Source organism: Mesorhizobium sp. L2C066B000 (genome assembly GCF_000502335.1).
Taxonomy (GTDB): Bacteria; Pseudomonadota; Alphaproteobacteria; order Rhizobiales; family Rhizobiaceae; genus Mesorhizobium.
In genome coordinates this window covers 156749-168144 of the sequence record NZ_AYWZ01000003.1, presented here as the reverse complement: position 1 = coordinate 168144, position 11396 = coordinate 156749, and the positions used below count along the sequence as shown (strand labels likewise).

The 11396-nt window shown below is 63.6% G+C and carries 11 protein-coding genes and 1 tRNA gene; 7 read left to right on the top strand and 5 right to left on the bottom strand.

The window, feature by feature from the left end; translation table 11 throughout:
* Positions 1-80: 80 nt before the first annotated feature.
* From X733_RS154350 to X733_RS154370, 5 genes are all read left to right on the top strand, one after another.
* Positions 81-233, top strand: coding sequence for a hypothetical protein (locus X733_RS154350; protein WP_023670666.1), 153 nt, complete (start codon positions 81-83; stop codon positions 231-233).
* Between the two features lie 21 nt (positions 234-254).
* Positions 255-1166, top strand: coding sequence for a site-specific tyrosine recombinase XerD (locus X733_RS154355; protein WP_023818461.1), 912 nt, complete (start codon positions 255-257; stop codon positions 1164-1166).
* An 88-nt stretch (positions 1167-1254) separates the two neighbouring features.
* The gene (locus X733_RS154360; RefSeq protein ID WP_023685389.1) at positions 1255-2205 is read left to right on the top strand and encodes an acetyl-CoA carboxylase carboxyltransferase subunit alpha; all 951 of its coding nucleotides are present in this window, start codon (positions 1255-1257) and stop codon (positions 2203-2205) included.
* A 234-nt stretch (positions 2206-2439) separates the two neighbouring features.
* Positions 2440-3735, top strand: a complete 1296-nt coding sequence (locus tag X733_RS154365) for a murein L,D-transpeptidase family protein (RefSeq protein ID WP_023685371.1) — start codon at positions 2440-2442, stop codon at positions 3733-3735.
* Between the two features lie 59 nt (positions 3736-3794).
* A complete protein-coding gene (locus tag X733_RS154370; protein WP_031193210.1) occupies positions 3795-4052 on the top strand; it encodes a sulfurtransferase TusA family protein in 258 nt (85 codons plus the stop codon).
* Positions 4053-4055: 3 nt separating this feature from the next.
* On the opposite strand, the gene X733_RS154375 is transcribed toward X733_RS154370, so the two are convergent.
* Together X733_RS154375 and X733_RS154380 are read right to left on the bottom strand one after the other, a co-directional pair.
* The gene (locus tag X733_RS154375; protein WP_023726959.1) at positions 4056-5150 is read right to left on the bottom strand and encodes a GTP-binding protein; all 1095 of its coding nucleotides are present in this window, start codon (positions 5148-5150) and stop codon (positions 4056-4058) included.
* Between the two features lie 3 nt (positions 5151-5153).
* The gene (locus X733_RS154380; protein ID WP_023818460.1) at positions 5154-6332 is read right to left on the bottom strand and encodes a D-alanyl-D-alanine carboxypeptidase family protein; all 1179 of its coding nucleotides are present in this window, start codon (positions 6330-6332) and stop codon (positions 5154-5156) included.
* A 233-nt stretch (positions 6333-6565) separates the two neighbouring features.
* Here X733_RS154380 and X733_RS154385 point away from each other — a divergent pair, with 233 nt between their 5' ends.
* Positions 6566-7729: a M20 aminoacylase family protein gene (locus X733_RS154385; protein WP_023818459.1), complete on the top strand. Its 1164-nt coding sequence runs from the start codon at positions 6566-6568 to the stop codon at positions 7727-7729.
* A gap of 107 nt (positions 7730-7836) precedes the next feature.
* Positions 7837-7913, top strand: a tRNA-Arg gene (locus X733_RS154390).
* A 10-nt stretch (positions 7914-7923) separates the two neighbouring features.
* On the opposite strand, the gene X733_RS154395 is transcribed toward X733_RS154390, so the two are convergent.
* From X733_RS154395 to X733_RS154405, 3 genes are all read right to left on the bottom strand, one after another.
* Positions 7924-8910 (bottom strand): methyltransferase, encoded by a 987-nt coding sequence (locus X733_RS154395; protein ID WP_023818458.1) that lies wholly within the window; start codon positions 8908-8910, stop codon positions 7924-7926.
* Between the two features lie 237 nt (positions 8911-9147).
* Complete coding sequence (gene chrA / locus X733_RS154400) at positions 9148-10539, bottom strand: chromate efflux transporter (protein WP_023742910.1); 1392 nt, start codon at positions 10537-10539, stop codon at positions 9148-9150.
* Positions 10536-11354, bottom strand: a complete 819-nt coding sequence (locus X733_RS154405; RefSeq protein ID WP_023683941.1) for a sulfurtransferase/chromate resistance protein — start codon at positions 11352-11354, stop codon at positions 10536-10538. The genes chrA and X733_RS154405 overlap by 4 nt, the downstream gene beginning before the upstream one ends.
* Positions 11355-11396: the final 42 nt, after the last annotated feature.

Here is an 11396-nt window from a genome sequence, read left to right as displayed (position 1 = left end):
TCGTCCTTGAATTGACGGAATTAGCGTCCCATAAGGACACAGGGCTTGGAATCGCAGAGCAAGAAGACGGGCGAAGATTGATGCCGACACTGTTCCGCTTTGTCGTGACGATGATGATTCTTGCCGGCATTGCCTATGGTACGATGGTGGCGTTGGCGATGTTCGTCGAGCCGAAAAAAGCCGAAATCACCGTGCGCATTCCACCGGAAAAGCTGAACCCCAAGAAAAACTGACCCAAAACTGACCCCTGGAACATGAACAGCGCGGCTCGCATCGAAGCCTTTCTCGAGATGATGAGCGCCGAACGCGGTGCCGCTGCAAACACGCTGTCTTCCTACCGCCGTGATCTCGAAGACGCTTCGCAGCAGATTGCCGGCGGGCTTGCCGCTGCCGCCGCAGCCGACATCCGCGCCTATCTCGACGATATCGCGGCGCGCGGCTTTGCGTCGACGTCGCAGGCGCGCAAACTGTCGGCGATCCGCCAGTTCTTCAAGTTTCTCTACGCCGAGGGCTTGCGCGGCGACGACCCGACCGGCACGCTGGACAGTCCGAAAAAGGGCCGGCCGCTGCCCAAGACGATGAGCGAGGCCGATACCGGTCGGCTGCTCGACCGCGCCGCGCTTGAGACAGGCGATGCCGTCAATGGTGACCGGGTGGCTGCACTGCGCCTGCACGCTTTGGTGGAGGTGCTCTATGCCACCGGCTTGCGCGTCTCCGAACTAGTCGGCCTGCCGGTGACCGTCGCCCAGCGCGACGACCGCTTCTTCATGGTGCGCGGCAAGGGCGACAAGGAGCGCATGGTGCCGCTGTCGGCCAAGGCCCGCACGGCGATGCGGGCTTGGCTCACAGCCCGGGCCACGGTGCCGGCTTTCGCCGACAGCCCGTTTCTGTTCCCGGCCGCCGGCGACAGCGGCTTTCTCTCCCGGCAGGTCTTTGCCCGCGATCTCAAAGGCCTTGCCGCGCGGGCCGGCATATCGGCGGCGAAAATTTCGCCGCATGTGCTGCGCCATGCTTTCGCCAGCCATCTCCTGCAGAACGGCGCCGATCTCAGGGCGGTGCAGCAGCTGCTCGGCCACGCCGATATCTCGACCACGCNGATTTACACGCATGTGCTGGAAGAGCGGTTGGTGCGGCTGGTCAACGATCATCATCCGCTTGCCGACTAGGCCTCATATCGCTATGTGAGGGCAACGTGCCCGCGCGGAGCCTACATCTGCGCGATGTTTGCCTTCCGACGCATCGGTCCGCTCAAGAATGTACAATTACCTCGATTTCGAAAAGCCGGTGCAGGACCTTGAACTCAAGATCCTCGAGCTGAAGAAGCTTGCCGAGAATGGCGAGGCGGTCGACGTCGGCGACGAAATCAGCCGGCTCGAGAAGCGCGTGCGCGACGCGCTGCGCGACATCTACAAGGCGCTGACGCCGTGGCAGAAGGTGCAGGTCGCGCGCCACACCGACAGGCCGCATTGCCTCGACTACATCAAGGGTCTGTTCAGCGATTTCACGCCGCTCGCCGGCGACCGCAATTTCGGCGAGGACCAGGCGATCATCGGCGGCTTCGCCCGCTTCCGCGGCGAACCGGTGGCCGTCATCGGCCAGGAAAAGGGCTCCGACACGGCGAGCCGGCTCAAGCACAATTTCGGCTCGGTGCGCCCTGAAGGCTACCGCAAGGCCGTGCGGCTGATGGAACTTGCCGACCGTTTCCAGATCCCACTTCTGACGCTGGTCGACACCGCCGGCGCTTACCCCGGCGTTGGCGCCGAGGAACGCGGCCAGGCTGAAGCCATCGCCCGCTCAACCTCGGCCTGCCTCGGCCTCAAAGTGCCATCGATTTCGGTTGTAATCGGCGAAGGCGGTTCGGGCGGCGCCATTGCGATCGCCACCGCCAACCGCGTCTACATGCTGGAACACGCCATCTATTCGGTGATCTCGCCGGAAGGCGCTGCCTCGATCCTGTGGCGCGACACCACGCGCTCGAAAGATGCGGCGACCAACATGAAGATCACCGCCCAGGACCTTCTGGAAATGAAGATCATCGACGCCATCATTGCCGAGCCGCTCGGCGGCGCCCAGCGCGCGCCCGAAACGGTGATCGCCGCCACCGGCGATCTCATCGCCAAGACGATGAAGGATTTTGCCGGCGCCAACACCGATTTTCGCGAACAGCGCCGCGAAAAATATCTGGCGATGGGCCGCAGCCTCTGATTTTGGCCGGCAGCGCACCGCAATGTGGCGTCAAGGAGCAATTTCGCCACAAAAATGCCGCCGCATTCGGCTCAATAAAAAATCCGTGACACCGGGCGAATTGCCGTGGGGGGCGCCGTCCGACGCTTGCGGTAAGGAATTTTCAAGGTTAACGGGCTTAGGGTCCGTCAGTGTTCAGCATGCAGGCCCGGGCGCTATCCGGCCGTGCCGCGAGAAAAAGACATAGCCGTATCCATGTTTACCAAGCTTGCCCGCACTGGACTCCTGATCGCCGCGCTTGGCGTTGCCGGCTGCAACGATTCCTCGATGAAGAATTTTGCGCCGGAAGCCAGCAAGCCGCTGCCGGACAAGATCCTGGCCGACATGAAAGCCAAGGGCATGATCCGCACCTCGTCGGTGATGGCTCGCATCTTCAAGGAAGAAGGCAAGCTCGAAATCTGGAAGGCCAAGACCACCGGCCGCTACGAGATGGTCGCCAGCTACGACATCTGCAAATGGTCGGGCAAGCTCGGCCCAAAATACACCGAGGGCGACCGCCAGGCGCCGGAAGGTTTCTATACGGTCCGCCCGTCGCAGATGAATCCGCGCTCGAACTATCACCTGTCCTTCAACATCGGCTATCCCAACGCCTATGACCGTGCCAATGGCCGCACCGGCGCCAATCTGATGGTGCACGGCGCCTGCTCGTCGTCGGGCTGTTATTCGATGACCGACCCGCAGATCGAGCAGATCTACGCTTTTGGTCGCGATGCCTTCCAGGGCGGCCAGACCGAGTTCCAGATCCAGGCCTTCCCGTTCCGCATGACCGCCGCCAACATGGCGCGCTACCGCAACGACCCGAACTATGAGTTCTGGAAGATGCTGAAGGTCGGTTACGACAATTTCGAGATCACCAAGGTGCCACCGAAGGTCGATGTCTGCGACAAGCGCTATGTCTTCAACCAGGTGGCGCCTGAGGGCACGACATTCGATCCGACTGGCGCATGCCCCGCGACCACGCAGCCCGATTCGCTGAAGAGCGCACTCAACGCCTATCAAAGCAGCTATGACGCGGCCTTCACCGGCGCGGTCAAGGCCAGCGTGCCAGCGCCCAAGCCAACCATTGCCGGCATCAAGGAAGCCGCCATCGTTTCAGACTGGTCGAAGCGCCGCGCCCGGGGCGAGCGCGTGCCGATCGAACCGCCGTCGCTGAATTCCGACGGCACGCTGACCGAGACGGCGCGCATGGGCCGCATCGATTCGCCCGCCGGCCGCAAGATGGCGGCGCTGGACGCAGAGAAGGAAGCCAAGCGCAAGGCCGAGGAACAGCGGGTTGCTGCCATCGAGGCTGCGAAAGCCGCCAAGGCCCAGGCACTGGCTGAAAAGCAAGCCGCAAAGGCCCAATCGCTGGCCGAAAAGGAAGCAGCCAAGCAGGCCGCCCAGCAGCCGGTCGCCACTGCGAGCGTCGAGGCGGCGCCTGCGGAACCGCCGGCGGACGAAAGCCGGATGTCGAAGATCAAGAACAAGCTGCTAGGCATGTTCGGCGGCTGAGGTTTTCGCCTTGCCGATGCATGCCGCCCAAAAGTGCGCAGCGGTTTTGGGACAAAGACATGCATGAAAACAAACAAACAAATCACACCGCAATCTATGACCTCAAGGGCCTGAACTGCCCCCTGCCCGTTCTCAAGGCGAAAAAACGCCTAGCGGCAATGCAGCCGGGCAGCCGGCTTTGGCTGGAGACCACCGACCCGCTGGCGGTCATCGACATCCCCGCCTTTTGCGCCGACGCTGGTCACCAACTGGTTGAAACGTCAGCCGTCACCGGCGGCCACCGCTTCCTGGTCGAACGCGGCGCAGAGCGAGCCTGAGAATCAGCCCCCGGCTATCGCCAGCGGATTGCTCTCCAGCGCCGCGCGATCCGGCGTGTCGATCGACGGCCGGTTGGTGAAAGCGGAAAACAGCCGGCGCACATAATCTTCCGGCATATCGAGCGTGATCAGCACCAGCCTGGTGCCGCGTTGGCCGTCCGACCAGGCCAGTAGCCGCGCCGGCGGATGCAGGATCTTCTGTACCCCGTGGACAACAAGCGGCCGCGACGGGTCCTCCGCAAGCTCGATGACGCCCTTCATCCGCAAAAGCTTGTCGCCATGCGCAGAACGCAGCAGGTCGAGGAACATCTCGATCGCCGAAAACGGCACCGGGCCGTCATGGACCAGCGAGTAGGAGCGCACGCGGGAATCGTGGTGGTGCTCATGCTCGCCGTGATCATGATGATGATGGTGGTGCTCATGGGCGGCTTCTTCGCCGAGCCAGCGCCGGACATCGGCGGATTTGGTCGCCGGATTGTAGAGGCCGCAGTCGAACAGAGCCGCGACGCCGGTTCGGCCGTCGCCGGCCTCCAGCACCACGGCGCCTGGATTGAGCTGATGGACTCGCGTTCGCAAAGCATCGACGTCGCCGGAATCGCTGGCCAGATCGACCTTGGTCAGCACGATGCGATCGGCGACTGCCACCTGCTTGACCGCCTCGACATGGCCGTCGAGCGTCGCGTTGCCGTTGACCGCGTCGACCAGCGTGATGACGCCATCAAGTCGGAAGGCCTGCACCAGGGCGGGATGCGCCATGATCGACTGCAGCACCGGCGCCGGATCGGCGAGCCCGGTGGTTTCGACGACGACGCGGGCGAGACGGGCGATACGGCCCGTCTGCAGCCGGTCGACGAGGTCAGCCAGCGTGTCGACCAGTTCGCCGCGCACCGTGCAGCATAGACACCCGTCGGACAGCTGGATGATGCCGTCCGAGGCCTGCTCGACCAGAAGGTGGTCGATCGCCACCTCACCGAATTCGTTGATGATGACGGCCGTGTCGACCAGTGCCGGATCTTTGAGCAGCCGGTTGAGCAATGTCGTCTTGCCGGCGCCGAGGAAGCCGGTGACCACCGTGACGGGTATCGGAAAGCCAGCCATCGCCTAGTTCGCGGCTTTGACCAGCTGGTCGCCCTGCACCGCGGTTGCCTGGCCCACCACGGCCGGTTCGGCGCCCTTTGGCGCCGGAATGTCTGGCCGCCAGCTCGGCAGCGGCACATCGGCGTATTCCTGGCCGCCCTGGTCGAGCATCGCCTTCGGCGCCGGCCCGGTGGCGCCGCCGAGGCCGACGGCAACCAGCGTCGGCACGTGGTCGAGCTTTTCCTGATAGGGCGATTTCGGCACGTCGGCGCCCTTCGCGGCCACCGGCGGAGCCGCCTCGGACTGCTCGTGCGGCGCCTTCTTCTTGCAGATCTCATCATGCATGTCGTTCGGTGACATGGTATCGCCATAGGAAGGCATGGCCGCGACCGTGAGCCAGTTCGGGTCGGGCATGGCAAAGCCCTGGTCAAGCAGCCTGGCGGCGGTCTCGGCACGGCTGATCGCCGATTTTTCGCCGAGCACGACCGCGACCAGCGTGCGGCCATTGCGTGTCGCCGAGCCGATCATGTTGAAGCCCGAGGGACAAACGAACCCGGTTTTCATGCCGTCGGCGCCGGGATAGCGCCCGATCAAGAGATTGTAGTTGGAGATCGCCTTCTTGCCGACGGCAAGGCCTTCGATCGAGAACCAGGGGGCGTATTGCGGGAATTCCTTGCGGATCGCCATCACCAGCAGGGCAAGATCGCGCGCCGTCGTATACTGCTCCGGCGAAAACAGTCCGTTCGGATTGACGAAATGCGTTCCGGTCATGCCGAGCCGCGCCGCCTCCGCATTCATGCGAACGGCGAATCCGGCCTTCGAGCCGCCTATGTTTTCGCCGATGGCCATGGCGATATCGTTGGCCGATTTGACCAGCATCATCTTCAACGCATTGTCGAGCCGCATCACAGAGCCCGGCTTGAAGCCCATCTTGCTCGGCGGTTCGCCCGCCGAATGCTTGGTCACCTTGATCGGTGAATCGAGCTGGACCTCGCCGGCGGCAATCGCCCGGAAGGTGACATAGGCGGTCATCAGCTTGCTCAGCGAAGCGGGATACCAGCGCTTGAAGGCGTCCTGGTGCTGCAGAACCTTGCCGCTGTTGAGGTCGAACAGGATCACCGGATTGGCCAAAGCTGGCCCAGCCAGCATGGGTAACGCCAAGCCGCCCGTTAGCAGTAATTTGAGGATATGGCTGTGCCGCATCATGGAATCCGAAATCGCCTCTTGCCGTAGTCGCCCCTGGCTCCGTAAGATTTCGTTACGCGATGGCCAGCATGACCTGATCCGGCCCTCAATTTCCGGATCACATTGTCTGGGGTGCTATTTACCCTATGTGACGCCAAGATGGCAAAGTGCCAAGATGGCAACAAGCATGGCAATCACAATTGCAATCAAGCAGGCCAGATCGTCTGCTCCAATAGCGAGATGGAACCATTATGCCGATTCTCAACCGCGCCGCCGAGATGCAGGATGAAGTTGCCGGCTGGCGACGCCATCTGCACCAGACGCCAGAACTGAATTTCGATGTCTTCAAGACCGCCGCCTTCGTCACCGAGAAGCTGAAGGAATTCGGCTGCGACGACGTGGTGACGGGCCTCGGCAAGACCGGCGTCGTCGGCATCATCCATGGCCGCAAGGGGCAAGGCGCGACCATCGGCTTGCGCGCCGACATGGACGCGCTGCCGATCAACGAGATCACCGGCAAGCCCTATGCCTCGACCATTCCTGGCAAAATGCATGCCTGCGGCCATGACGGCCATACGGCGATGCTTTTGGGCGCCGCCAAATATCTGACCGAAACGCGCAATTTCGCCGGCTCGGTCGCGGTCATCTTCCAGCCGGCCGAAGAGGGCGGCGGCGGCGGCAACGAGATGGTCAAGGACGGCATGATGGAGCGTTTCGATATTTCGCGGGTCTTTGGCATGCACAACATGCCGGGCCTGCCGGTGGGCCAGTTCGCCATCCGGCCGGGTCCGATCATGGCGGCGACCGCCGAGTTCACCATCACCGTGAAGGGCCGCGGCGGCCATGCGGCGATGCCGCACGGCACGATCGACCCGATCGTCATCACCAGCCAGCTGGTCGGCGCCCTGCAGACGGTCGCTTCGCGCAGCACCGATCCGGTCGAGGCGGTGGTGGTTTCGGTGACGAAATTCCACGCCGGCGACGCCTATAACGTCATTCCCGAGACCGCCGAGATCGCCGGCACGGTGCGCACGCTGAAGAAAGAGATCGCCAAGAAATCGGAAGAGCGCATCCGCACCATCTGCGAAGGAATAGCCACCGCCTTCGGCGCGACGATCACCGTCGACTATGACGCCAACTATCCCGTGACCTTCAACAATCCGGAAGAAACGGTCTTTGCCGGCGATGTCGCGGCAAATGTCGCCGGCGACACCCAGGTCCACCGCGCCATCCAGCCGGTGATGGGCGGCGAAGACTTCTCCTACATGCTGGAAGCCCGCCCTGGCGCCTTCATCTTCATCGGCAATGGCGAGACCGCCGGCCTCCACCATCCGGCCTACGACTTCAACGACGAAGTCATCCCGCACGGCATGAGCTACTGGGTAAAACTGGCCGAAACGGCGCTCGCAGCCTGACATATGCCGCCGAAAGGCCGGCCGAATTGCCTTCGGCCGGCCTCTTCATTGCCTTCGGCGAGCCCTCTTGGCGAAACGATCGGAAGCGGCTATGTGTCGGGCCGCGTGGTCCCGTAGCTCAGTAGGATAGAGCGGCAGATTCCTAATCTGTAGGTCACAGGTTCGATTCCTGTCGGGATCACCAGCAGCCACGATCAGTCCGTGAGGCGCCCACGAAACAACGTGGTGCCGTCGGTCAGCTGCGACCTGGAGATATCCCGGAACCCAGCTTCGGCCATCCACCCGCGATACTGACCTTCCGTGTACGATTCGCCTGCGCGGTAAAGGTTCAGGAAGGTGAGATTGAGAAAGACACCCTCAGGCGGGCCGAGACGGTCGTCATCGACGACACCCCACCCCGCAATTGCGATCTCGCCTCCTTGGGTGAGGCAACGCGCCGCGTTCAGGATCGAACTGCGCGCCTGGTCCGGCGGCAGGACCTGGACGACAGCCTTCAGGATTGCCAAGTCATGCCGGCCGGTCGATGGCGCGACCGTTATGTCGCCTTCTTCGACAACCACATCGCCGGCACCGTATTCCGACAGGATCGCTGGTGCGACCGCCGCGACCGTCGGGAGTTCCATCAAAGTCGCCGCAATATGCGGCCATCGCTCGCGAAGACCGACCAGAATGGTCCCGGCGCCGCCGCCGATGTCGATCACCGAACTGACCGCCGAGAAGTCCAGTTCACGGGCGAGATTTCGGCCGAAAATCACCCCTCCCGGTGCGAGCATGCGGCTGAAGGCCGCTGCGGATTCTGGCCCCGCTTCGGAAAAGTCGTGCAGCGCGGCCGGCCAGTTCTGCCGCAGCGACTCTGCGGTCAAAAGGTCGGCTCCCCAGAGTTCGCGCAGCAGCACATGATCGCCGCCGCGATAGGTCGGCTTGGACGCGTCAAGAAACTCCGACGCTTCGGCTCCGTTGCGAAACTGACCATCCTCGACGTCGAGGAGACCGATGCTGGCGAGCGCGTAGAGGAGCCGCGACAGACGAGCGGGCTCGACTTTGAGCGCTGCCCCAAGGCTGTCGGCAGTCGCAGCATCGCCGCCGAGCCAGGTGAAGATGCCAAGGTCCAGCCCGGCACGAAGCGCCAAGGCGGGGGGCACCCCTGCGATCAGCTTGTCGATCCGATCGGAATCCACCATGTCATATCCCGTTGTGCGATCCAGGATCGACTTTGAACAGCTCGGCCAACCTCGTCAAATCAGTTCGCCAGCGCGCCGCTCTCCGCGTCGAGCAGGTTCAGCTTGGCGGTATCGGGTTCGACGTAAAGGGTATCTCCGGGGCCAGCGCTGATCCTACCAGCGCCCGCGACCGTTGTGCGCCGGCCCGGCATACCTCAAAAATCCGGCTGTGATAATGGCTGGTCGCGCCTTCGGACGCTACGCAGGCAAGGCCAGCAGCGCCAGTCCGGCCAGCGCCGAGCCGGCCAATGTCGGCAGCATGCCGATCCTCAGTTTCAGCATGGCGACCATAGCGGCTGCCGCCAGCAGCGCGGCACGCCAATCCAGCGACGACAGCACCGGCACCTCCATGCCCAGGCCAACGCGGTGCACCGCGCCGAAGACGACATGCAGTGCGAACCACAGCGCAAGGTTCATCACCACGCCGACGACAGCCGCCGTGATCGCACTCAGCGCCGCCGACAGTGCCTTGTTGCCGCGCAGCGCTTCGATGTAGGGGGCACCGAGAAAGATCCAGAAGAAGCACGGCACGAACGTCACCCAGAGCGTCAGCAATGCGCCGAGCGATCCGGCGACAAGCGGTCCCATCGCACCGGCGTGACGATAGGCGGCGACGAAGCCGACGAATTGCAGCACCAGGATCAATGGTCCCGGCGTCGTCTCGGCCAGGCCAAGCCCATCGACCATTTCACCCGGCGCCAGCCAGCCGAACGAGGTCACCGCTGCCTGCGCGACATAGGAGAGTGCGGCGTAGGCGCCGCCGAATGTGACCACCGCCATCAGGCTGAAGAAGCCGCCAAGCTGTGCCCAAACACTGGCAGGGCCGGTCAGCGCCAGGATCAGTACGACCGGCCCGAGCCAGATCGGCAGCCAGATCGCGATGGTGCGCGGCGCGTGCCATTTCGTCGGCTTGGTGTGAGCGAGTTCGCCGCGTTCGAACATGACGTCGACGGCGCCCCTGACATCGGGCAAATTGTCCTTGCCGCGTGCGGCTCCGGAAAAACGCGCCGGTGCCAAGCGGTTGCCGATCCAGCCGGTCAGCCCTGCAACCAGGATGATCAGCGGAAACGGCAGCCTGATGACATAGATGGCAAGGAACGCGGCCACCGCGATCGCCATCATCACCCGGTTCTTGAGCGCCCGTTTGCCGATGCGGAGGACCGCCTCGACGACGACGGCCAGCACCGCCGCCTTGATGCCGAAAAACAGCGCCTCGATGACGGGCGCATCATTGTAAAGCACGTAGAAGATGCTGAGGCCCAGCATGACAAACGCACCGGGCAGCACGAACAGGATGCCGGCAACGAGGCCGCCGGCGGTCCGGTGCAGCAGCCAGCCGATGTAGATGGCGAGCTGCTGTGCCTCGGGGCCTGGCAGAAGCATGCAGTAGTTGAGCGCATGCAGGAACCGCTGCTCGCCGATCCAGCGGCGATCCTCGACCAATTCCTTGTGCATCAGCGCGATCTGTCCGGCCGGCCCGCCGAAGGAGAGCAGGCCGATCCTTGCCCACAGTTTCGCGGCTTGGCGGAAGGTCGGGACGATCGGAGCCTCGGTAGCCTGTGCATCGTCGTCCGCGGCGAGGGCGCTCATGGCGCTTTGCCCGCGCTGGGCCAATTGTGGGTTTCGTCAGTGGCATCGCGGCACCATCTGAAGAACGCATCGTAGAGCAGCATGCCGGCATCAAGCTGTTCGAGATCGTCGCGGAACATGCGCGACAGCCCGAGCGATGCAGCGAGGAACCCGGCCGCCTGCGGTACGAGATCGAGGCGCGCCGTATCGGCTGCACGCACGATCAGCGCAAGGCGATCGAGCGCTTCGGACCGCAACCCGAACTCTTCGATCATCGTGTCGAAGGTGCAGCGCTCGCCGCGATGGCTCCAGAACACGTCGTCGATGTCGAAGGCAACCGCCCCAAACCGATCGGCGGCCGCCAGCACTTCAGACGGCTCGACAAACAGGAACACCGCCGAGGGATCGACGAAGCGGCGGATCAGCCAAGGACAGGCGATGCGGTCGACCTTGGGGCGGGCACGCGTCACCCAGACCGTGCGGCCCTTGTCGTCGCGGGGCGGTATCTTGTCGGCCTTGACCAGAAGTCCCTTGGCCGCCTGCCACGCCTCGAAGCCGCCTTCAAGGGATTCGGCAGCAATGCCCTCATGGCGCAGCCATGCGGCAACGCCTTGCGAGAGCTTCAGCCCCTTCTGGCAGATGACGACAGCATGAGCCCCCGTGAACTCGGCCGCCCAGCTCGAAACAGACTTGAAGTCGCGCCGGCACGAGGCCGGAAGCAGCCGCGGATCGACGTCGTAGTCTTCGTCGATGCGGACATCGACAAGAACAGGCGCGTCGGACAGACCGACAAGGCGGGAAAGCTGCGCTACGGTGATTGCGGTTGTTGACGGCATGGCGTCCACCTCCAGAGTGAGAGTTTGGACGCGATCATTGGG